Origin of the sequence: Nonomuraea aurantiaca, from assembly GCF_020215705.1 — a bacterium.
Taxonomy (GTDB): domain Bacteria; phylum Actinomycetota; class Actinomycetes; order Streptosporangiales; family Streptosporangiaceae; genus Nonomuraea; species Nonomuraea aurantiaca.
The window spans coordinates 722,480-743,922 of record NZ_JAIWNB010000002.1 but is presented as its reverse complement, the minus strand read 5'-3'; the positions used below and the strand labels follow the sequence as shown (position 1 = coordinate 743,922).

The 21,443-nt window shown below is 69.4% G+C and carries 19 protein-coding genes; 8 read left to right on the top strand and 11 right to left on the bottom strand.

Annotated elements, in window-relative coordinates:
* Nucleotides 1-323 precede the first annotated feature (323 nt).
* Genes LDL49_RS08995 through betA form a run of 5 tightly spaced genes read left to right on the top strand, consistent with a single transcriptional unit; the run spans nt 324 to nt 6,887 of the window.
* Nucleotides 324-1,385 carry a quaternary amine ABC transporter ATP-binding protein gene (locus LDL49_RS08995; RefSeq protein WP_225290480.1) on the top strand — a complete coding sequence of 354 codons (1,062 nt, stop codon included), beginning with the start codon at nt 324-326 and terminating at the stop codon, nt 1,383-1,385.
* A complete protein-coding gene (locus LDL49_RS08990) occupies nt 1,382-3,295 on the top strand; it encodes an ABC transporter permease (RefSeq protein WP_225290479.1) in 1,914 nt (637 codons plus the stop codon). Before LDL49_RS08995 ends, LDL49_RS08990 begins: the two co-directional genes overlap by 4 nt.
* Nucleotides 3,292-4,260 (top strand): ABC transporter substrate-binding protein, encoded by a 969-nt coding sequence (locus LDL49_RS08985; protein WP_225290478.1) that lies wholly within the window; start codon nt 3,292-3,294, stop codon nt 4,258-4,260. The genes LDL49_RS08990 and LDL49_RS08985 overlap by 4 nt, the downstream gene beginning before the upstream one ends.
* A gap of 57 nt (nt 4,261-4,317) precedes the next feature.
* Nucleotides 4,318-5,262 (top strand): ABC transporter substrate-binding protein, encoded by a 945-nt coding sequence (locus LDL49_RS08980; protein WP_225290477.1) that lies wholly within the window; start codon nt 4,318-4,320, stop codon nt 5,260-5,262.
* Complete coding sequence (gene betA / locus LDL49_RS08975) at nt 5,259-6,887, top strand: choline dehydrogenase (RefSeq protein ID WP_225290476.1); 1,629 nt, start codon at nt 5,259-5,261, stop codon at nt 6,885-6,887. The genes LDL49_RS08980 and betA overlap by 4 nt, the downstream gene beginning before the upstream one ends.
* Before the next feature lie 86 nt (nt 6,888-6,973).
* Here the strand turns inward: betA and LDL49_RS08970 are convergent, their stop codons facing one another.
* Both LDL49_RS08970 and LDL49_RS08965 read right to left on the bottom strand, forming a co-directional pair.
* Nucleotides 6,974-7,789: an ABC transporter permease gene (locus tag LDL49_RS08970; protein ID WP_225290475.1), complete on the bottom strand. Its 816-nt coding sequence runs from the start codon at nt 7,787-7,789 to the stop codon at nt 6,974-6,976.
* A gap of 26 nt (nt 7,790-7,815) precedes the next feature.
* Nucleotides 7,816-8,739 carry an ATP-binding cassette domain-containing protein gene (locus LDL49_RS08965; protein ID WP_225290474.1) on the bottom strand — a complete coding sequence of 308 codons (924 nt, stop codon included), beginning with the start codon at nt 8,737-8,739 and terminating at the stop codon, nt 7,816-7,818.
* Between the two features lie 78 nt (nt 8,740-8,817).
* Between LDL49_RS08965 and LDL49_RS08960 the strand changes: the two genes are divergently transcribed.
* The gene (locus LDL49_RS08960; protein ID WP_225290473.1) at nt 8,818-9,588 is read left to right on the top strand and encodes a TetR/AcrR family transcriptional regulator; all 771 of its coding nucleotides are present in this window, start codon (nt 8,818-8,820) and stop codon (nt 9,586-9,588) included.
* Between the two features lie 61 nt (nt 9,589-9,649).
* Here LDL49_RS08960 and LDL49_RS08955 read toward each other — a convergent pair whose 3' ends face one another.
* The 8 genes from LDL49_RS08955 to LDL49_RS08920 all read right to left on the bottom strand — a co-directional run bounded on the left by LDL49_RS08955 (nt 9,650) and on the right by LDL49_RS08920 (nt 18,727).
* Entirely contained in the window at nt 9,650-10,411 is a 762-nt protein-coding gene (locus LDL49_RS08955) for a hypothetical protein (protein WP_225290472.1), read from the bottom strand.
* Between the two features lie 8 nt (nt 10,412-10,419).
* A complete protein-coding gene (locus LDL49_RS08950; protein WP_225290471.1) occupies nt 10,420-10,998 on the bottom strand; it encodes a GTP-binding protein in 579 nt (192 codons plus the stop codon).
* Entirely contained in the window at nt 10,979-11,341 is a 363-nt protein-coding gene (locus LDL49_RS08945; RefSeq protein WP_225290470.1) for a DUF742 domain-containing protein, read from the bottom strand. The genes LDL49_RS08950 and LDL49_RS08945 overlap by 20 nt, the downstream gene beginning before the upstream one ends.
* A gap of 26 nt (nt 11,342-11,367) precedes the next feature.
* On the bottom strand, nt 11,368-11,790 hold the full coding sequence (locus LDL49_RS08940; protein ID WP_214641598.1) for a roadblock/LC7 domain-containing protein: 423 nt from the start codon (nt 11,788-11,790) through the stop codon (nt 11,368-11,370).
* 25 nt (nt 11,791-11,815) lie between these two features.
* Nucleotides 11,816-14,638, bottom strand: coding sequence for a sensor histidine kinase (locus LDL49_RS08935; RefSeq protein ID WP_225290469.1), 2,823 nt, complete (start codon nt 14,636-14,638; stop codon nt 11,816-11,818).
* Between the two features lie 221 nt (nt 14,639-14,859).
* The gene (locus LDL49_RS08930; protein WP_225290468.1) at nt 14,860-17,085 is read right to left on the bottom strand and encodes a [protein-PII] uridylyltransferase; all 2,226 of its coding nucleotides are present in this window, start codon (nt 17,083-17,085) and stop codon (nt 14,860-14,862) included.
* Nucleotides 17,082-17,420, bottom strand: coding sequence for a P-II family nitrogen regulator (locus LDL49_RS08925; protein ID WP_184756141.1), 339 nt, complete (start codon nt 17,418-17,420; stop codon nt 17,082-17,084). The genes LDL49_RS08930 and LDL49_RS08925 overlap by 4 nt, the downstream gene beginning before the upstream one ends.
* Nucleotides 17,417-18,727 carry an ammonium transporter gene (locus LDL49_RS08920; protein ID WP_225290467.1) on the bottom strand — a complete coding sequence of 437 codons (1,311 nt, stop codon included), beginning with the start codon at nt 18,725-18,727 and terminating at the stop codon, nt 17,417-17,419. The genes LDL49_RS08925 and LDL49_RS08920 overlap by 4 nt, the downstream gene beginning before the upstream one ends.
* A gap of 189 nt (nt 18,728-18,916) precedes the next feature.
* On the opposite strand from LDL49_RS08920, the gene LDL49_RS08915 reads away from it, so the two are divergent.
* Nucleotides 18,917-19,831 carry an ABC transporter substrate-binding protein gene (locus LDL49_RS08915; RefSeq protein WP_225290466.1) on the top strand — a complete coding sequence of 305 codons (915 nt, stop codon included), beginning with the start codon at nt 18,917-18,919 and terminating at the stop codon, nt 19,829-19,831.
* On the opposite strand, the gene LDL49_RS08910 is transcribed toward LDL49_RS08915, so the two are convergent.
* Nucleotides 19,832-20,629 carry an alpha/beta fold hydrolase gene (locus tag LDL49_RS08910; RefSeq protein ID WP_225290465.1) on the bottom strand — a complete coding sequence of 266 codons (798 nt, stop codon included), beginning with the start codon at nt 20,627-20,629 and terminating at the stop codon, nt 19,832-19,834.
* 113 nt (nt 20,630-20,742) lie between these two features.
* Between LDL49_RS08910 and LDL49_RS08905 the strand changes: the two genes are divergently transcribed.
* Nucleotides 20,743-21,312, top strand: coding sequence for a TetR/AcrR family transcriptional regulator (locus LDL49_RS08905; protein WP_225290464.1), 570 nt, complete (start codon nt 20,743-20,745; stop codon nt 21,310-21,312).
* The last annotated feature ends 131 nt before the right edge of the window (nt 21,313-21,443 follow it).

Sequence of the window (21,443 nt, the reverse complement as noted above, 5' to 3'; positions counted from 1 at the left end):
GGCGTATATGAAGGGCGCCTGAGGCCCCTGGGGAAAATCAGCAAGTGCCGGTAATTGGAACACATACCTACCAGCTCGGCCAAGCGAACATAAGGCCACAAAAGTTGAGTTGTGTGGCACATGAGGCGAGAACCTGGAGCCCCATTTATACCGACCATTGGCCGAGAAATATTCCAATAACAGAACAAGTGTCCGCTTGTGGGCGTTTGCACCGTTCCATGGCTATAACACCGGAGAAGCACGAATGTCTCCTAAAGGTCACAGCGTTGAGATTTGCGTTATCCAAGACATAGGTTGAGCCCCGTCAAAGCGAGGAGGCGAGTGTGGCGGTTTCTCCCGACAGTGCGGCCATCGAAGTCGGCGGGCTGTGGAAGATCTTCGGCCCAAAGGCGGAAAGGGTCCTGGAGTGCGATGACAGGTATCTCGAACCCACCGCGCTGAGAGAGAAGACCGGTTGCACCGCCGCAGTCAGAGACGTCAGTTTCGAAGTACGGCCCGGCGAGGTGTTCGTCGTCATGGGCCTTTCGGGAAGCGGCAAATCCACCCTGGTCCGCTGCCTCACCAGGCTCATCGAGCCGAGCGCGGGCGAGGTCAGGATCGACGGCGAGGACATCGGCCGCGCCACCCCCGCCCGCTTGCGCGAGATCCGCCGCCACCGGGTCAGCATGGTGTTCCAGCACTTCGGCCTGCTCCCCCACCGGCGAGTGATCGACAACGTCGCCTACGGCCTGGAGGTCCAGGGCATCGCCAAGGCCGCCCGGCACGCGCGGGCCGGGGAGATCCTCTCCCTCGTCGGCCTCGACGGGCACGCCGACGCCTACCCCGACCAGCTCTCCGGCGGCATGCAGCAGCGGGTCGGCCTGGCCCGCGCGCTCGCCGTCGACCCTCGGGTGATGCTCTTCGACGAGCCGTTCAGCGCGCTCGACCCGCTGATCCGCCGCGACATGCAGGCCGAGGTGATCCGCCTGCACCGCGAGGTCGGCAAGACGATGGTGTTCATCACCCACGACCTGTCCGAGGCGCTCAAGCTGGGCGAACGCATCGCGATCATGCGGGCCGGGTCGATCGTGCAGCTCGGCACGCCGGAGGAGCTGGTGGGCGCGCCGGCCGACGACTACGTGGCCGACTTCGTCCGCGACATCCCCAGGAGCCACGTACTCACGCTGCGCTGGATCTGCCGCCCGCCCGAGCCCGGCGAGCCCCTCGACGGCCCGGTCCTGCCCGCGCGCACCATCATCAAGGACGCGATCGGCGCCATGTCGTCCTCCTCCCGGCCCATCCGGGTCGTCGACGGTGACGAGCTGGCCGGCGTCGTTGACCGGGTGGACATGCTCACCTTCCTCGCGGGGCAGGACGCGGCGACCGCCGTACAGGCGAGCGCATGAGCACCACGGCCGTCACGACCCCCTCCAGGCTGCGGGTGCCCAGGTGGGCGGTGCCGGCGGGGATCGCGGTGCTGTTCGCGGTCGCCTACCTCGTCTTCCGGGGCACGGGAACGCTCCCGCACGACAAGTCGGCGCCGCAGTTCCTGGCGCTCACCGACCTGCGCGAGTGGATCGACGACCACCGCAACTCCAATCCGCTGTTCCTGTACTTCCTGAACTACATCCGGATCTTCGTCGGCTCGGTCTACACGGCCTTCCAGGTCGGGCTGTACGCGCTCGGCTGGCCCGGGCTCATCGGCGTGATGGGCGCGCTGGCCTGGCTCGCGGGCGGGTGGCGGATCGCGCTGCTGGCGCTCGCCGGGGTCGGCTCGTTCGGCGTGCTCGGGCTCTGGCAGTCGAGCGTCGACACGCTGGCCCTGGTCGCGGCCTCGGTGCTGCTGTCGCTGGCGATCGGGATCCCGCTGGGCGTCTGGGCGGGGCTCTCGCCACGGGTGCGCCGGGCGATCATGCCGGTTCTCGACGTCATGCAGATCATGCCGACGTTCGCCTACCTGGCGCCGCTGGTGCTGTTCTTCCACATCGGCGCGCCCGCCGGGGCCATCGCGACGATGATCTACTCGATCCCGCCGGCCATCCGCATCACCGCGCTGGCCATCGAGCAGGTCTCCCCCACCGCCGTCGAGGCGTCGTCGTCGCTGGGCGCCACGGGCCGCCAGACCCTGTTCAAGGTCTACCTGCCGCTGGCCAGGTCGACGATGGCGCTGGCGGTCAACCAGACCATCATGATGGCGCTGTCGATGGTCGTCATCGCGAACCTCATCTCGGCGCCGGGCCTGGGCGGCGACATCATCCGGGGCCTGTCGCGCGCCCAGGTCGGCATCATGCTCCCGGCCGGGATCGCGATCGTCATCATGGCGGTGGTGCTGGACCGCATGCTGGTCGCGCTCGCCAGAAAAAACCCGCACCACCGAATCGGCGGGGCTCGCCTTATCCCCGCCGCCGTGCTGGCCGCCGCCGGGCTGGCGCTGACGCCGCTGCTGCCCGCCGAGTGGCCCGAGGGCTGGACGGTCAACTTCGTCGTCCAGGTCAACGACGCGGTGCACTGGGCCGAGACCAGCTGGTACGGCGTCACCACGTTCGTCAAGGACGTCACCACGAGTCTCCTGCTCAACCCGCTGGAAGACCTGCTCACCTCGGCGCCGTGGTGGCTGATCGCCGCCGCCGCGCTGCTCCTGGCCTGGTGCGTGAGCGGGGTACGACCGGCGCTCACGGCACTCGGCTGCCTGCTGGCGATCGCGCTGCTCGGCATCTGGGAGCACGCCATGCAGACGCTCACCACCGTCGCGGTCGCGGTGCTCGTCACCCTGGTCATCGGCCTGCTGCTGGGCGTGGCGGCCGCGCGGTCGTCCCGGTACTCGGCCGTGCAGCGCCCGATACTCGACGCCGCGCAGACCATGCCGGCCTTCGTCTACCTGCTGCCCGCGCTCGCCCTGTTCGAGACGACCCGGTTCACCGCGATCTTCGCCTCGGTCATCTACGCGGTGCCCCCGGTCGTCCGCCTGGTCGAGGACGGCATCAGGGCGGTGCCCGCGACCGTGGTGGAGGCGGCCGCGGCCGCCGGGTCCACCTCGGGCCAGCTCCTGTGGAAGGTGCAGCTGCCGATGGCCCGCAGGGCGATCCTGCTGGCCGCCAACCAGGGCATCGTGATGACGCTGGCCATGGTCGTCGTGGGCGGCCTGGTCGGGGCCGGCGCCCTCGGCTACGACGTGGTCGTGGGCTTCTCCCAGCGGACCGACTTCGGGATGGGGTTCGTCGCCGGCATCGCGACGGTCCTGCTCGGGGTCATGCTCGACCGCATCACGCAGGGTGCCGACAGGCGCCCTTCCCCCCAAAGAAGGAAGACCACATGAAGATTCGCCTGCTCGCAGGCCTTCTCGCGCTCGGGCTCGCGGCTGCGGGATGCGGCGGCGCCAAGGTCGAAGAGCCTTCCAGCTCCGCCGCGCCGAAGGCCCAGGGCAGCGCCTCGAGCGCCGGAACCGTCAAGATAGCGATCAACCCGTGGGTGGGCTACGAGGCCAGCGCCAACGTCGTGGCGTATCTGCTGAAGAACGAGCTCCACTACGACGTCCAGCTCCCGGAGATCAAGGAACAGCTCGCTTGGGAGGGCTTCGAGACCGGCGACGTGGACGTCATCATCGAGAACTGGGGTCACCCGGATCTGGCGAAGAAGTTCATCGAGGAGAAGAAGGTCGCGCTGTCGGCCGGTTCGACCGGCAACAAGGGCGTCATCGGCTGGTACGTGCCCAAGTGGATGGCCGACAAGTACCCGGACATCACCGACTGGAAGAACCTGAACAAGTACGCCAGTCTGTTCAAGACCTCGGAGTCCGGCGGCAAGGGCCAGCTCCTCGACGGCGACCCCAGCTACGTCACCAATGACGAGGCCCTGGTCAAGAACCTCAAACTGGACTTCAAGGTGGTCACGGGCGGCAGCGAGGCGGCCCTGCTCAAGTCGGCGACCCAGGCGCAGGAGCAGAAGAAGGCGCTGCTGTTCTACTTCTGGACGCCGCACTGGCTGTTCGACAAGGTCGATCTCGTACGCGTCAACCTGCCCCCCTACACCCAGGGCTGCGACAGCGACCCCAAGAAGGTCGCCTGCGACTACGCGGAGCTGGACCTCGACAAGATCGTGAGCAAGAAGTTCGCCGACACCGGCGGCAAGGCCTACGACCTGGTCAAGAACTTCAGCTGGACCAACGAGGACCAGAACGCCGTCGCCAACGACATGACCAACGCGGGTATGACCGGCGAGCAGGCCGCCAAGAAGTGGGTCGAGGCCAACACCGCCAAGTGGCAGGCGTGGATCCCCAAGTAAACCGTCTTAACCCCTCTTGACCGCGGCCCCGGGCGGGCCGCGGTCGTGGAGCCTCTCATGCCTCACACGCGTACCAAGACGATCGCCGGGCCGCTGATGGCGGCCCTGCTGCTGACGGCCTGTTCCAGCGGGGCGCCGTCGCCCGCCGCCGCGGCGAAGGGCACGGTGCACATCGACGTGCACGGCTGGGTGGGCTACGAGGCCCAGGCCGCCGTACTGGCCTACCTGCTCGAACACGAGCTGGGGTACAAGGTCCAGAAGCGCAAGATGAAGGAGGAGGACTCCTGGAAGGGCTTCGAGACCGGCCAGGTCGACGTGATCGTCGAGAACTGGGGGCACAACAATCTTAAGAAGGAGTACATCGAGGACAAGAAGGTCGCGCTCTCCGCTGGTCTCACCGGAAACAAAGGCGTGATCGGATGGTACGTGCCCGAGTGGATGGTCAAGAAATATCCGGACATCACCAGCTGGCGGAGCTTGAACAAGTATTCGAGCCTTTTTCGGACCGCTAAATCTGGAAATTCCGGTCAGGTACTCGACGGCGACCCGTCGTTCGTCACCAATGACGAGGCGCTCGTGAAGAACCTCGGCCTCGATTACCGGGTGATCTACTCCGGCAGCGAGGACGCTCTGATCAAGGCGGCACAGGTGGCGACCAAGAACCGCACACCGGTGCTGATGTATTTCTACGAACCCCAATGGCTGTTCACCAAGGTCAAACTCGTCAAGATCAATTTGCCCGCCTACTCCATCGGCTGCGACGCCGCGGCCACCAAGGTCGCCTGCGACTATCCGCCGTACCTGCTCGACAAGATCGTGAGCAGGAGGTTCGCCGAGACCGGCGGCCCGGCGTACGAGCTGGTCCGCAACTTCACCTGGAGCAACGACAACCAGAACGCGGTCGCCAGTGACATGATCAACGGCAAGATGACCGCCGACGAGGCCGCCAAGAAGTGGGTCGACGAGAACAAGATCGTGTGGAAGGACTGGATCCCCCGTTGAGGTTCGACTACGTCATCGTGGGCGGCGGGTCGGCCGGGTGCGCCCTGGCCAACCGGCTCAGCGCCGATCCTTCGGTGTCGGTGCTGGTGCTGGAGGCGGGCCGGCCCGACTACTCCTGGGATGTGTTCATCCATATGCCGGCGGCGCTGATGTTCCCCATCGGCAGCCGGTTCTACGACTGGAAGTACGAGTCGGAGCCCGAGCCGTACATGAACGACCGGCGCGTCTACCACGCCCGCGGCAAGGTGCTCGGCGGCTCCAGCAGCATCAACGGCATGATCTTCCAGCGCGGCAACCCGCTGGACTACGAGCGCTGGGCCGCCGATCCGGGCATGGAGAGCTGGGACTACGCGCACTGCCTGCCGTACTTCAAGCGGATGGAGCACTGCCTGGCCGACCCCGGCTCGGAGTTCCGCGGCGACGACGGGCCGCTGATGCTGGAGCGCGGTCCCGCGAAGGGGCCGCTCTTCGAGGCGTTCTTCGAGGCCGTCCAGCAGGCCGGGCATCCGCTCACCGACGACGTGAACGGCTTCCGGCAGGAGGGCTTCGCCGCCTTCGACCGCAACGTCTTCCGTGGCCGCCGGCTGAGCGCCGCGCGCGCCTACCTGCATCCCGTACGGCATCGCCGCAACCTCACGGTCAGGACCCGGGCCTTCGTGGAGAAGGTGGTCTTCGAGGGCACCTGCGCGGTCGGCGTGATCTGCGACGGCCGGCGCATCCCCGCGGGCGAGGTCATCCTGTGCGGCGGCGCCATCAACTCCCCGCAGCTGCTGCAGCTGTCGGGCGTCGGCCCGCGGGCGCTGCTCGAACCGCTGGGCATCGACGTGGTCCACGACCTGCCGGGCGTGGGCGAGAACCTCCAGGACCACCTGGAGGTCTACGTCCAGCACGCCTGCGCCGAGCCGGTGTCGCAGCAGCCGTCGCTGGCGCTGTGGCGCCGGCCCCTCATCGGCGCGAACTGGCTCTTCCTGCGCGGCGGCCCCGGCGCCACCAACCATTTCGAGGCCGGCGGCTTCATCCGCTCCAACGACCAGGTCCGCTACCCGAACCTGATGTTCCACTTCCTGCCGATCGCGATCCGCTACGACGGTTCCGCCCCCGCCGGCGGCCACGGCTACCAGGTGCACATTGGGCCGATGTACTCCGACGCCCGCGGCTCGGTGCGGATCAGGTCGGCCGATCCCCGGCGCAAGCCCGCGCTGCGCTTCAACTACCTGTCCACGGACCAGGACCGGCGCGAGTGGGTGGAGGCCGTCAGGCATGCCCGCGCCATTCTCTCCCAGCCCGCCTGGGCCGGCCTGGACGCCGGTGAGCTCTCGCCGGGGCCCGCCGTACAGACCGACGAGGAGATCCTCGACTGGGTGGCCAGGGACGGCGAGACCGCGCTGCACCCGTCGTGCACCTGCAAGATGGGCACCGGCGAGCTGGCCGTCGTGGACCCCGCGACCATGCGCGTCCACGGCCTGGACGGGCTGCGCGTGGTGGACGCCTCGGCCATGCCCTACGTCACGAACGGCAACATCTACGCGCCGGTGATGATGCTGGCCGAGAAGGCGGCCGACCTCGTGCTCGGCAACACGCCCCTGCCGCCCGAACCCATCGAGTTCTACCGCCACGCTCCGTGACAGGGACATCCCTCAAAAGAGACCCCAGCCCCGACGGACCGTCACTCGCGTGACGAAACACCCAGGGAACCATGGTGGCTACCGCGCTACCGGTCCAGGCGCTGGTAGCGGCGGACCGACAGGACGAAGAAGACGGCGGTGATCGCCAGCGGCCAGACGATCGCCATCGTCACCGCGTGCTGGGCAACCCATGAGTCGCCGCCCCAGCCGGGATTGCCGAACAGCTCCCTGGCCGCCGCGACGGTCGACGACAGAGGGTTCCACTCGGAGACGGCGCCCAGCCAGCCCGGCATGGTGGCCGGGGCGACGAAGGCGTTCGAGAGGAACCCGATCGGAAACTCCAGCGTCTGGATGACCGTCACCGCCCCCGGGTCCTTGGTCACCAGGCCCAGGTACATCCCCACCCACAGCAGGGCGAAGCGCAACAGCAGGAGCAGTGCCACGGCCCCGAGCGCTCCACCCAGGCTGTCCGGGCGCCAGCCCACCGCGAAGCCGCAGGCCAGCAGGCCCGCCAGGACCAGCACCGAGTTGAGCAGGTCGGCGACGGCCCGGCCGATGAGGACGGCCGAGGGGGCCATCGGCATGGACCGGAACCGGTCGGTCACGCCACGGGAGAGGTCGGTGGTGATCGCGACCATGGTGGCACCGAGTCCGAACAGCATCGTCATGCCGTACATGCCGGGCATGAGGAAGGCGAAGTAGCCGGCTCCCTCCGGCACGTCCACCGCGCCGCCGAACAGGTAGCCGAACGCCAGGGTGATCACCACGGGGAACGCGACCCCGAACACGATCGTCATGGGCTGGGCGATCCAGTGGATCAGGTCACGCCGCGCGACCGACCACCCGTCGGCCAGCGCCCAGCGCAGCCGGGTGAGCGGCGGGTCCATTGCCAGTTCAGTCATGTGGGAACTCCTGACGTCGAAGGGTTTCAGGCGGCCGTGAGGCTCAGGAAGACCTCGTCGAGTGTCGGCCTGCGCAGCGCGACGTCCTCGGCCTCGATGCCCGCGGCCGAGAACGCCGTCAGGACCGCCGTGAGCGCCTGAACCCGCTCGCTCACCGGGGCGCTCACGTGACGGGTGTCCTCGTCGAACTCGGCGGGCCCGGCGGCCGCCCGGCCGACGATCCCGGCGGCCTCGGCCAGCCGCGCCGCGTCCCTGACGACCACGTCGAGCCGGTCGCCGCCGAGCTTGGACTTGAGCTCGCCCGGCGTGCCCTCGGCGACGACCCGGCCGGCGTCGATGACCGAGACGCGGTCCGCGAGCTGGTCGGCCTCCTCCAGGTATTGGGTGGTGAGCAGCACCGTGGTGCCGGTGGCGACGAGGGCGCGCACCGCCTTCCACACCTCGCCCCGGCTGCGCGGGTCGAGCCCCGTGGTGGGCTCGTCGAGGAAGAGCACGGGCGGGGAGAGGATCATGCCGGCCGCCAAGTCGAGCCGGCGCCGCATGCCGCCCGAATACTCCTTGACGGGGCCCGGATGCTCCAGGTCGAACGCGTCCAGCAGCTCGGCGGCCCGTCCCCTGGCCGCGCGGGCGTCCAGGTGGTAGAGGCGGCCGAACAGCTCCAGGTTCTGCCTGCCGGTCAGCACCTCGTCCACCGCCGCGTGCTGGCCGACGAGGCCGATGCTCCGCCGTACCAGCCGGGGGCGGGCCGCCACGTCGAACCCGGCCACCTCCGCGCGGCCGCCGTCCGGGCGCAGGAGCGTGGTGAGGATGCGGACGGCCGTGGTCTTGCCCGCGCCGTTCGGGCCGAGCAGCCCGCAGACCGTGCCTTCGGCCACTTCCAGGTCGAAGCCGTCAAGGGCCGTCTTCTTGCCGTACGCCTTGCGCAGGCTCTGTGCGATTACCGCCGCCATGGCGCCTCCCTAAACTCCGTACGTTGTACCGTACAGTATACGATTCAAGCCCGCAACCGTACGGTGTACCGTACGGAGGTGACCATCGAGTACTCCGGCAAGGGCGACCCGGCACGCAGCCTGGCCCTGCTCTGGCGCACCAGCGAGCGGACCAGCCGCAAGGGCAAGCCCGACCTGAGCGTCGACCGGATCGTCCGTGCCGCCATCGAGGTGGCCGACGCCGACGGCCTCCCGGCACTGTCGATGCGCCGCGTCGCCGAGCGGCTGGGCGTCGGCACGATGTCGCTCTACACGTACGTACCGGGCAAGCCGGAGCTGCTCGACCTCATGCTCGACACCGTGTACGGCGAGACGGCCAGGCCGGAGGACGTTCCCGGCGACTGGCGGAGCAGGCTGACGCTCATCGCCAAGGAGAACTGGGCCCTCTACCACCGCCACCCCTGGCTCCTGCAAGTGGCGATCAGCCGCCCGGTGCTGGGACCGAACACCACGGCCAAGTACGACTACGAGCTGCGCGCCGTCGAGGGCATCGGGCTGACGGACGTGGAGATGGACTCGGTGATCACCCTGGTGACCGGGTTCGTGCACGGCACGGCCAGGGGGGCGGTGGAGGCCGCGCAGGCGGAGAGCCAGACCGGGCTGACGGACGAGCAGTGGTGGGCGGCGCACGCCCCGTTCCTCAGCCGAATCTCTGACGCGTCGCGCTGGCCCACGGCCTCCCGCGTCGGCCAGGCCGCGGCGGAGGCCCTGGGCGGCGCCTACAGCGCGGAGCACGCCTTCGAGTTCGGCCTCGAACGCGTCCTGGACGGCATCGACGCCCTGATCACCCGACGGGCCGGATCGGCCTAGCAGGCCACGCTCCGGAAGGGACGCCGGATCGGCCTGACGATCCCCGGCACGGCCGGTTCCGCTAGTGGTCGGCCGCTTGCTTGACGGCGGGTGCGGCGCGGCGCTCAGGCAGGCCGACGGTGGCGAGCGCGTTGCCGAGTTGCCGTTCCGTAGGTGGCACGGTCCAGGTCAGGCCAGGGCCGCCGTTGGCGATCGCGCTCGTCAGCACGCTGCGGAGCACCACCTCGTCGGGCGCCCCCGGCTGCCGGGCCCGCGACTCGTCGTACTGGTCACGGATTCGGGCCAGGTCGAGCAGCAGCGTGGTGCCGGGCCGCCCGTCGTCACCCGGCACGGCGATCCCCAGCACACCCAGGGCGCCTCCATCCGGCACGGCGATTTCGGAGCGGACGATCGCGCGCACCCTGGCGGCGAAGCCCTCGCCATCCGCCCAACCTGGGCGCAGGTGCAGCACCCCCGGCTCCTCGACGGCCAGGAACCCGGCCAGCAGCGCGCCGACCGTGGTCTGCGGATCGTGCATGGCCTCCGGCCCCCGGGCGGCGAACCGGCCGGCGAGCAGGTCGAGCGAGATGAGCCGCGGCGGCTCGAAGACCGTCAGGACGCCGCGTTCCCCGCCCATGTCCACCGCGTTCCCCGCGTCGGCGTAGGCCCTCAGACCTTCCAGCAGCGCAGTCGCGGCCTCTTCGTCCAGCCGCGCCGCCCACCCCGCCCCGTGCCCGGCCGCAACCGGGTCAGATGAGCCGACCGAGCCGGAGATGAAGACACGGCGGGCCCACCAGACGGCCACGCCGAGCACCACGGCAGCGGCCGCGAGCGCGATCCCCATGATGCCCGCTAGGAGACGGGCGCCGCACGTAGGCGAACGACGTGCTCGACGAGGGAGATCAGCGTCCCCTTCACCGACTCGCGGTGCCGCGCGTCCGTACGCACGATCGGCACGTTCGACGACAGCGCCAGCGCCTCGCGCACCTCTTCCTCCGAGTGCGGGAACTGGCCCTCCCAGCCGTTGACGCCCACCACGAACGGCAGCTTGGCCTCTTCGAAGTAGTCGATCGCCGGGAAGCTGTCGGCCAGGCGCCGCGTGTCGAGCAGCACCACGGCGCCGATCGCGCCGCGCACGAGGTCGTCCCACATGAACCAGAACCGGTGCTGTCCGGGCGTGCCGAACAGGTAGAGGATCAGGTCACGGTCCAACGACACGCGCCCGAAGTCCATGGCGACGGTCGTCGTCTGCTTGTTCGGCGTCATGCCGAGGTCGTCGATGCCCGCGGACGCGTCGGTCATGACCGCTTCTGTGGTGAGCGGCAGGATCTCGGACACCGCCCCCACGAACGTCGTCTTGCCGACGCCGAACCCGCCCGCGACGACGATCTTCGTCGACGTGAGGCCGGGGCTAGAGCCTGCGAAGTCCACTGAGCACCCTTTCGAGCATATTGAGGTCTGGCTGTCCCTCGCTGAGACGTGGCTGGTGCAGGCGGACAAGTCCTTCGTCGGACATGTCCGCCACGAGCACTCGAGCCACGCCCAGCGGGACGCGGAGCAGGGCCGAGATCTCGGCGACCGACCGGAACGTACGACAGAGCTGCATGATGGCCTCCTGCTCGGGAGTGAGCATGGACATCTCGTCATCCGGTATGGACATCGACGAGATCAGCGTCTCCATCGCCAGGTGGTAACGCGGCTCTGAGCGGCCGCCGGTCACCGCGTACGGACGGAACAGGGGCTCATCGTCCCCGGTTCCGTCAACGCCGTACACGGCCCTCCCCCATCAGTTCCATTGCATCACCGCGTCCTGGCCGCCTGAAGCTCCGCGCGCAGGGCCGGCGTCAGCGCCTGGCCCGCCCGGTCGACGAGCAGCGTCATCTGATACGCCACCAGTCCCATGTCGCAGTCGATCCCCGCCAACACGGTCAGGACGGAGCCGTCGCTGATCGCCATCACGACGAGCAGCCCGCGCTGCATCTCGACGACGGTCTGCGACACGGAGCCGCCCTCGAACACCCGGGACGCGCCCACCGTCAGGCTCAGCAGGCCCGCGGACACCGCGGCGAGCTGGTCGGCGCGGTCCGGCGGGAAGCCCTCGGAGCTGGCCAGGCAGAGGCCGTCGGCCGAGACGACGACGGCATGCGCGACTCCGGGCGTGTTCCGCACGAAGTCGGTGATCAGCCAGTCGAACCTGTGGGCCTCATGGCTAAGGGTGGTCACTCGCCCTCCCCGGCAGGACGCTCAATCACTGTTGTTCCTCCTGTCCACGTACTTCCGCACGACCCCGGCGTACTCCCTGCTGGAAGCTCGCCAACCTGCTGCGCGATCGCTCGGCGGAGACCGGTGGCATCGGGGCCTGCCGCTGCGACTGCTGCGGTTGGCCGGCCGTACCAGGAACCAGGTTCGCCTTGGGAGTGCGCTTGGGTAGCCCCGAGGACGTGGTGCCCCCAAGGCTGGGATCGCTCGCGGCGGCCGCCGCCTGCCAACCGGCGTCAGCGGGGTTTCGCCACGAATCCTCCACAGAGAGTATGGCTTGTGTGGGGGTCGACTCATCCCGGCTCGGCGAATCCGGTGCCCGCTCTTCCGTCGGCCGGCGGAACCAGGCGGATTCCACGGCGGCGAAGATGGGCAGGAACTCCTCCTGGCCGGGCTCCATGGGCGAGACGTCCACCGACGGCGGAGCGTCCTGCCTGCGCGGCTCACCGGTGCTGTAGGGCGTCTGGAACGCACCATCAGAGCCGGGACCGGGGTAGGAGGGGAAGGAGCCGGTGCGCTCCTGGCTGGGGTACGCCGGGGGCTGGGCCGGATAGCGCGGCCCGGACGCCGGCGGCTGCGCCGGATACGCCCGGCCGGGCGACCGCGCTCCCTGGTCCGGAGTGGGATACGACGGCGGCTGACCCGGGTCGGGGTACGACGGCGACTGGCTCGGGTACGACGGGTAGTTGCCCGAGTCGAAGGACGGCCGGTGGGCCCCGCCGTCCGTGTCGGCCGTGAAGGGGGGACGCGATGCCCCGGCGCCGGTGTCGAAGGAGTCGAAGCTGGCGAACGACCGGAACGTGCCGTTGGGCGCGGGCACGCCGTTGGTCGGCGTGGCCGCAGGCGCGCCGTTCGCGGGCATGCCGTTCGGCGGCGTGCCGGCGCCGAACGCGGGCCGCTGGGGCAGCGGTGGCCGGGAGCCGTCGGGGATCAGCGACGGGGGCAGCAGCACCATGGCGATCAGCCCGGCGCCTTCGCCCTTGCGCAGCTGGACCCGGATGCCGTGGCGCAGCGCCAGCCGGCCGACCACGAACAGGCCCATCCGCCGCGACACCGACACGTCCACGACCGGCGGCTCGGCCAGGCGGCGGTTGGCCTCGGCGAGCTCGTCCTCGGTCATGCTGATGCCGACGTCGTTCACCGACAGCAGCGCGCCGCCGCCTTCGATGAGGCTGCTCGACACCACGACGTTGGAGTTGTTCGGGGAGAACTGGATGGCGTTCTCGACCAGCTCGGCCACCAGGTGGACGAGGTCGTTGGCGGCGCTGCCGAGCACCGAGGTGGCCCGGTGCACCTTGACCTGCACGCGCTCGTAGCCCTCGACCTCCGACAGCGCCGCGCGGACCACGTCGACCAGCTTGGCCGGCTGGCTGCGCCTGCGGGTGGCCTCGTGCCCGGCCAGGACCAGGAGGTTCTCCGAGTTGCGCCGCATGCGGGTGGCCAGGTGGTCGAGCTTGAACAGGTCGGCCAAGCGGGCGCCGTCCTGCTCGCCCTTCTCCAGGCCATCGATCAGCGAGATCTGCCGCTCGACCAGCGTCTGGGTGCGGCGCGAGAGGTTGACGAACATCGAGCTGATGTTGCTGCGGAGGTCGGCCTCCTCGCCCGCCAGCCGTACGGCCTGGCGGTGCACCTGGTCGAAGGCCCTGGCCACGTCGCCGATCTCGTCGTCGCCCTCGATCTCGATCGGGCGGACGTCGGCGGGGGCGTCACCGGTGACGCGGAGCTTGCGCACCACGTCGGGCAACCGGAACCCGGCGATCTCCAGGGCCTCGGTGCGCAGGCGGCGCAGCGGCGTGACCATCGAGCGGGCGATCGCGACGGTGAACAGCAGGACGAGCAGCAGCAGCGCGACGATGAGCACACCGGCGATGATCGCGTTTCGGGTCTCGGAGTCGCGTAGCTCCTGGCTGCGCAGCGCCACCTTCTGGCTCAGGTCGACCTCGATGGAGTGCAGGATGTCGATGGCGGTGGCGTTGTCGTCGAACCACTGGTCCGGCGCCGGCTTCTTGCGGTCGGTCTGGGCGAGCAGGTCGTCCCTGATCCTGACGCCCGGCGCCTTGCCGGCGGCGAGCGTGATGGCGCGGGCCTTGGTCAGCTCGGTGTTGTAGTACTCGGGCGCCGTCAGCGCCTTCGACAGCGCGAGGCCGACGACCGGTCCGGCCTCCTGGCCGACGGAGGCGATCTCCGCGCGCTGCCTGGCGTTGGAGGCGATGAACCGCTCGACCTCCTTGGCGTCCACGCTCGCGGAGTTGTAGTAGCCCTTGAGCAGCTGGACACGCTGCTTGGACACCTCCTCCTTCGCGCGCGCCAGCGCGCTCAGCGCGCGGAACTGGCCGATGATCTGCGAGTCGTCGCTGAGCAGGCTCAGCTCGTCGTGCAGCTTGAGCAGCGTGTCGAGCAGCGAGTCGTAGCGGGTGGTGTCCTTCTGGCCCTCGCTGCGGGTCCTGTTCAGGACGTTGAAGTCGTAGCGGGCCCGCTTGACCGCGTTGAGCACGCGGTCGCCGTAGGACTCGTCCATGACCGCCATGTCGGCCTGCACGGTCTTGACCAGCGCGTCGACCTTCGCCTTGCGCTCCTTGTACGGCTCGGTGAGCTTCTTGCGCACCTTGCTGGAGGCGGCCAGCCAGCCGCCGGTGTCACGCTCCAGCCCGAGCGCCTGCACCAGGTCGCGGATGTGACCGGCCTGCTCCGCGGCGAGCGCCGTGCGGTCGTAGTCGCCGATGCTCTGGACCGAGCCCACCACGCGCGCTCCCCCGAGCACGACCCCCGCCATGGTGGGAACGAGGACCAGCGCGGTGAGACGCCATCTCACGCGCCAGTTACGCAGCCCCAGCCGGGGCAGCAGCCGCTTTCCGCGGGCCTGCCTGGCGGTTTGGCCGCCTTCAGAGTTCCCCGTAGTCACTGCTTCCGCTACCCCTCAATCATCCCGTTCCGTCGGCGGGTTCAGCCCGTCCACTAGGTAAAGCAACCGACTTTCCCGGCAAAACGGGCACGTCGCTGCAAAACATACCCGTAACTCATGTGTGCTGTTGGTTATCGAAGCGCCGCAAGCACCTGATCGCGGACTTGGGTCCGCTGGGCGCCGTCGCTGAGGGGCCGTCCGGCACGATCGACCACGTAGAAGACGTCCACCGCCTCCGCGCCGAGAGTCTCCACGCGAGCGGCCCTCACGTCAAGACCACATTCGCCGAAAGCCCGTCCAATGCGCCACAGGAGTCCCGGTCTGTCATGGGCCCTGACTTCGACCACGGTAGCGGTCGCGGAGGCATCGTCTACCAAGGTGACACGGGGTGGAGCGACAGGAACGCGAGGGGGTCTCATAGACCTCGTACGGCGGGCAAGACGCTGCTCGATGTCAAGACGCCCAGCAAGGACCAGACGGAGATCGGCCTCCAGAGTGGCGGGGTCCGGCGGCGAGCCGTATTCGGGGATGACGGAGAACTCGATCACCGCCGTGGAACCGGCGGCAGCGGACGAGGCGGAGCGGACGATCAAGCGATGCGCGGCCAGTACGCCGGCGGCGCTCCACAGGAGCCCGGCCCGGTCGGGGGCGACGACCGTGACGGCTCCCCCATGGACGCGGATGGCGGCGCCGCCGTGCCGGGCCAGCGCGGCCTGCTCGGCCGAGAGGCTGGGCGGCTTGGGCGGCGGCGCGCCGGAGAGCACGGAGCGGACGCGGCGTACGAGGTCGGCGACGAGCCCGGCCTTCCACGCGTTCCAGGCGGCCGGGCCGGTGGCGTGCCCGTCGGAGACGGCCAGCGCGGCGAGCAGGTCCAGCACCTCGCGCGACCCGACCGTGCCGGCGACCTTCTCGATCGTGACGGGGTCGTCGAGGTCCCTGCGGGTCGCGGTCTCGGGCAGCAGCAGATGGTGGCGTACGACGGTGGCGAGCGTCTCGACGTCGGCGGCGGGCAGGCCGATGCGGGTCCCGATGTCGCGGACCACGACCTCGCCGGTCACCGAGTGGTCACCGGGCCAGCCCTTGCCGATGTCGTGCAGCAGCGCCGAGATCAGCAGCAGGTCGGGGCGGGAAACCTCGCGCGTGTGGCTGGCGGCGTTGGCGGCGGCCTCGATCAGGTGCCGGTCGACGGTGAACCGGTGGATCGGGTGGCGCTGCGGACGGTGCCGTACGCGCTCCCAGTCAGGAAGCAGCCTGACCAAAATGCCCGCTTGGTCAAGTTCCTCCCAGACCGGAACGGCGGCCCGGCCCGCGCCCAGGATGGACACCAGCGCATCACGGGCCTCCTCGGGCCACGGCACGGGCATCGGAGGCGACTGAGCGGCCAGAACGGACATGGTGGCGGGGGCGAGCGGCAGCCCCGAGTCGGCCGCCGCGGCGGCGGCACGCAGCACCAGGACCGGGTCCTTGCGCGGGTCGACGCCACGGGCGAGCACCACTTCACCGCCGTGCTCGACCACGCCGTCAGCCAGCGGTCGGCGTCCCCGTGGAGCCGGTCCCGACACCAGCCTGTCAACCGTGCGCCACGTGGCGTCGAAGGCGTGGGAGATCGTCCGGCCCGCCTCGGCGAGCCTGCGCATCAGCGCCTCGGCATCGAGCAGCCCGAGCAGCCCGGCGACGGCTTCCTGTTCCTGGAGCACGAGCCTGTCGGCGCTCCGCGCGGTGACGATGTGCAGGGCGTGGCGTACGTCGAGGATGAACTCATAAGCCTCACGCGCCCGGGGACCGGGCGCGGAGGCGACCCAGGCCGCTGCCACGGCCTGCATGGCTTGGACGTCGCGAAGGCCGCCGCGGCCGTCCTTGAGGTCGGGTTCGAGAAGGAAGGCCAGCTCGCCGCTGACCTGAGCGCGCCGGTCCGCCGCCTCACGCAGCTCGCCGAGCCGGCGGCGGGAGTCGGCGCGCCACTCGGCGAGCACGGACTCCCTGGCCTTCTTCGTCAGCTCGGGATCGCCCGCTATGTGCCTGGCCTGGATGAGGCCCAGCACGGCTTTGAGATCGTCGCGGGCGACCGCCACGGCCTCGTCCACGGTTCGCACCGAGTGGTCGAGGCCGACGGCGGAGTCCCAGATCGGATACCAGACGCGTTCGGCGATCCGCGCCACGTCGTCCCTGCCGTTGTGCAGGAGGACGAGGTCGAGGTCGCTGCCGGGGGCCAGCTCGCCGCGCCCCAGGCTCCCCACGGCGACCAGTGCGACGTGCTCGCCGTCACTCGCCGTGCGGAAGAGGTCTTTGAGCCAGCGGTCAGTGTCCGCGGCCCGCTCCTTGCGGGCCGCGGCGTAAGTACGAGCCTCACCCCTCACAGGGCCTCTGGACCCCGTTCTCCGGTGCGGACCCGGATCACCGTGTCGACCGGGACGGACCAGACCTTGCCGTCACCGATCTTGCCTGTCTGGGCCGCCTTGACGATGACATCGATCACGTCCTCGGCGTCCTCCTCCTCGGTCAGCACCTCGAGGCGCACCTTGGGGACCAGGTCCACCTGGTATTCGGCGCCGCGGTAGACCTCGGTGTGGCCGCGCTGTCGGCCGTAGCCGCTCGCCTCGCTGACCGTCATGCCCTTGACGCCGAACTGTTCGAGGGCGGCCTTCACGTCGTCCAGCTTGAACGGCTTGATGACGGCGGTGATGAGCCTCATGCTTCCACCTTCTTGGTTACCGGGGCCAGAGGGCCGTTCGGGGAGCTCACGCCCGAGGCGTGGACCGTGCCGAGGTCGTATCCCGTCTCGGCGTGGGTGGTGACGTCGATGCCGGTGACCTCGTCCTCGACCGGGATGCGGAAGCCCATCGTCTTGTCGATGATCTTACCGATGACCCAGGTCACGATGAAGGAGTAACCGCCGATCGCGATCGGGCCGAGCACCTGCAGCCCGAGCTGGGTGAAGCCGCCGCCGTAGAAGAGGCCCTTGTTCTGCTGGTCCAGGAAGGGGTACACGGCCAGGAAGCCGAGCGAGACGGCGCCGATCACGCCGCCCACCAGGTGCACGCCGACCACGTCGAGCGAGTCGTCGAAGTTGAAGCGGTACTTCAGGCCGACCGCGTAGGCGCACACCGCGCCGGCGATCAGGCCGAGCAGCATCGCGGCCCAGGGGTCGATGAACCCACAGGCGGGGGTGATGGCGACCAGACCGGCGACCGCGCCGGAGGCGACGCCGAGGCTGGTGGCGTGGCCGTCGCGCAGCTTCTCCACCACGATCCAGGCGCCGGCCGCGACGGCGGTGGCGATCTGGGTGTTCATGAACGCCAGGCCGGCCGTGCCGTCGACCGCCAGCTCGGAGCCCGCGTTGAAACCGAACCAGCCGAACCACAGGAGGCCCACACCGAGCAGCACCAGTGTCAGGTTGTGCGGCCGCATCGGCTCCTTGCGCCAGCCCTTGCGCTTACCCAGCACCAGGGCCAGCGCCAGCGCCGCGGCACCGGCGTTGATGTGGACTACCGTGCCGCCGGCGAAGTCCTCGATGCCCAGGGCGTTCAGCCAGCCGGTGCCCCACACCCAGTGGGCGACGGGGAAGTAGACGATGCTCGCCCAGATGAAGCTGAACAGCACCCAGGCGCCGAACTTGGCCCGGTCGGCGATGGCACCGCTGATCAGGGCGACGGTGATGATGGCGAACGTCAGCTGGAAGGCCGAGAAGACCAGGCTGGGCATGCCGGTGCCGTCGGGCTTGGTGGCCGTCTCGACCAGGCTCTGCAGCCCGAGGGCGTCGAGACCACCGACGAAGTTGTTCAGCCACGACATGCTGTTGTCGGTGAACGCCAGCGAGTGCCCGTAGAGCACCCAGGCGATGGTGACGGTGATGATGCTGACGAACGACATCATCATCATGTTCAGGACACTCTTGGCCCTGGTCATGCCCCCGTAGAAAAACGCGAGCCCTGGTGTCATGAGCAGCACCAGCGCGGTGGCCGCTAGCATCCAGGCCGTCGTGCCGCTGTCGATCTTCACGACGCGACCCTCCTTACATGTGACGTGTGGCCACAGCGTGTTCGCCCGGCGTTTCGTGGCTCGACCGGGTGTGTTTCACATTCGTGAATCTCGTCCCACTGGTGTTTCGTCCATGTTTCGGACCGCGCGTTCCGAATATTCAGGCATAGACTTAGGCTTGCCTAACCTAATCGATCAAGGGATCCCCCAATGCGTCTGGCGTTCCTGCTGCCCCTTCTCGTGCTCGCCGCCTGCGGCACCTCCACCACTCCCCAGCAGGCGGGGCCGACCAGGACGGTCACCCACGCCATGGGCCAGACGAAGGTGCCGATGGCGCCGAAGCGGGTCGTGGTTCTCGACACCGACAAACTCGACACGATGGTCTCGCTGGGCCTGGCCCCCGTGGGCGCGGCCCAGGCGACCGAGAGCCAGGCGTGGCCGAAGTACCTCGGCTCGGCGCTGTCCGCGACCAAGGCGGTCGGCACCCTTCAGCAGCCGAACATCGAGGCCATCATGGCGCTCAAGCCGGACCTCATCCTCGGCACCAAGTTCCGGCAGGCGGCCTTCTACGACAAGCTCAGCAAGATCGCCCCGACCGTGTTCACGGAGAAGGTCGGCGTCACCTGGAAGCAGAACTTCCTGCTCGACGCCGAGGCCCTGGGCAAGAAGGACCAGGCGGCCGGGCTGCTGTCGGCCTACGAGGCGCGGGCCAAGCAGGTCGGCGCCAAGTACGCGAAGCTGAAGGTGAGCATCGTCCGCTTCATGCCGACGGAGATCCGGATGTACGGCCCCGAGTCGTTCAGCGGCATCGTCGTCGGCGACGCCGGCATCCCCCGCCCGGAGACGCAGATGCTGGCCACGCAGCAGGACAAGCGCTTCGGCAAGCTGAGCCAGGAGAACATCGCCCAGGCCGACGCCGACGCCGTCTTCTACACCGCGTACGGCCAGGCGGCGGCCAAGAGTCAGGCGGCGGTGACCGGCGGCCCGCTCTGGAAGAACCTCGGGGCGGTCAAGTCGGGCAACGCCCACAACGTGGACGACGAGGTGTGGATGCTCGGCATCGGCGTCACGGCCGCCGGCGGGATCCTCGACGACCTGGACAAGTATCTGGCCCCGCTCGCCTGATCAGCCCCAGAACCGGCGCAGGTGCGGCACCAGCTCGCCGGCCCGCTCGTCGGGGAAGAACAGCCGCCCGCCCTCGATCTCCACGATCTCCTTGACGCCAGGGATCGTGTCGCGCAGCCAGCGGGCCCAGCTCACGTCGAAGAAGACGTCGCCGGTCCCCCACACCACCAGGGTCGGCACGGCCAGCACGGTGAGCAGCGGCTCGATCGCGATCATGTCCTTGGCGTCGATCGAGGTCAGCAGCCGCTCGAAGGCCCGCCCGCCATCGGGCTTGTCGAAGATCGGCCGCAGGTAGTGCTCGACCAGGTCCGCCGGATCGTCGATGCGCTCATAGCCGTCGCCGAGCGCCGTCCGGGCCAGCAGCTCCGGCTGGTCCAGCAGGGCAACGGTCAAGGGCGCGAGCTCGCCCCGGGCGGCCAGGTCGACCGTGGGCTGGAAGGTCTCCGGCGGCGTGTTGGTGTGGACGTCGCAGTTGGTGAGCGTGAGTGAGCGCAGCCGCTCCGGGTGCCGTACGGCGAAGACCTGCGCCACCGCGCCGCCCGTGTCGTTGGCGACCAGGTCGACCTGATCCAGCCCGAGCTCGGCGCAGAGCTCCTCCACCGCCTCGGCCAGCGCGGGGATCGAGAGATCGTCGCGCGGCGCGCTGCCGCCGTGCAGGGGCAGGTCGATCGCCACGCACCGGCGCTCGTCGCGCAGCTCGGCGATGACGTTGCGCCAGAGGTAGGAGCTGGTGCCTACGCCGTGCACGAACAGGGCGACCGGTCCGTCGCCGACGTCCACGTAACTGATGTCGTTCATGATCTTGTGTCCTCATGCCTAGATTAAAAACCGACTGTCGGTATATGAAATTACAGACCGACTGTCGGTTTGTCTATGGCCTGCGGGCAGAGGTCCGCTTCTACAGTGGTTCCATGAACCTCAAGGCGGAACGCGGCGCGGCCACCCGCGACCAGCTCCTCGCGATCGCCACGCGGCTGTTCGCCGAGCACGGCTACGAGGGCACCTCGATCGAGGCGGTCCTCCAGGAGTCGGGCCTGAGCAGAGGCGCCCTCTACCACCACTACGCGGGTAAGGACGCGCTGTTCGAGGCGGTGCTGGAGGCGACCGAGGCGGGGATCGGCGCCAAGATCGTCGAGGCGGTCGCGGGCATCACCGACCCCGCCGAGTCGCTTCGGGCCGGCGTTCTGGCCTGGATCAGGCTCGCTGGCGACCCGGTGATCCAGCGCATCGTGCTGATCGACGCGCCGTCGGTGCTGGGGTGGGAGAAGTGGCGGGCGATGGAGGAGCGCTACTCCTTCGGCATGCTGAAGGGCGCGCTGCGCACCACGGGCGCGATCCCCGCCGACTTCCTGGACCTGCACGCTCACATGCTGCTGGCCGCGATCAACGAGAGCGCCCTGCTGGTCGCCAGAGGCGGCTCCCGTGAAACGGCGGAGGCGGCGGTCGAGGAGTTCCTCCGGCGCATCCTGCATTGCCCGTAGAGAGCACGGCGATCAGCTCAATCCACGGACGGGGCCAAGAGTGCGCACGTCACGGCGCTCAGCCCGCTCCACCGGAGGAGCGTGCCCCTGGACAGACGGCAACCGAGCACGGTGGGTGGGGCCCACCGTGC

Excerpts from the sequence above, each read along its gene's own strand:
- LDL49_RS08990 (WP_225290479.1), top strand. The coding sequence starts at position 1,382 with ATGAGCACCACGGCCGTCACGACCCCCTCCAGGCTGCGGGTGCCCAGG.
- LDL49_RS08985 (WP_225290478.1), top strand. The coding sequence starts at position 3,292 with ATGAAGATTCGCCTGCTCGCAGGCCTTCTCGCGCTCGGGCTCGCGGCT.
- LDL49_RS08980 (WP_225290477.1), top strand. The coding sequence starts at position 4,318 with ATGCCTCACACGCGTACCAAGACGATCGCCGGGCCGCTGATGGCGGCC.
- LDL49_RS08970 (WP_225290475.1), bottom strand. The coding sequence starts at position 7,789 with ATGACTGAACTGGCAATGGACCCGCCGCTCACCCGGCTGCGCTGGGCG.
- LDL49_RS08965 (WP_225290474.1), bottom strand. The coding sequence starts at position 8,739 with ATGGCGGCGGTAATCGCACAGAGCCTGCGCAAGGCGTACGGCAAGAAG.
- LDL49_RS08955 (WP_225290472.1), bottom strand. The coding sequence starts at position 10,411 with ATGGGGATCGCGCTCGCGGCCGCTGCCGTGGTGCTCGGCGTGGCCGTC.
- LDL49_RS08925 (WP_184756141.1), bottom strand. The coding sequence starts at position 17,420 with ATGAGGCTCATCACCGCCGTCATCAAGCCGTTCAAGCTGGACGACGTG.
- LDL49_RS08915 (WP_225290466.1), top strand. The coding sequence starts at position 18,917 with ATGCGTCTGGCGTTCCTGCTGCCCCTTCTCGTGCTCGCCGCCTGCGGC.
- LDL49_RS08910 (WP_225290465.1), bottom strand. The coding sequence starts at position 20,629 with ATGAACGACATCAGTTACGTGGACGTCGGCGACGGACCGGTCGCCCTG.
- LDL49_RS08905 (WP_225290464.1), top strand. The coding sequence starts at position 20,743 with ATGAACCTCAAGGCGGAACGCGGCGCGGCCACCCGCGACCAGCTCCTC.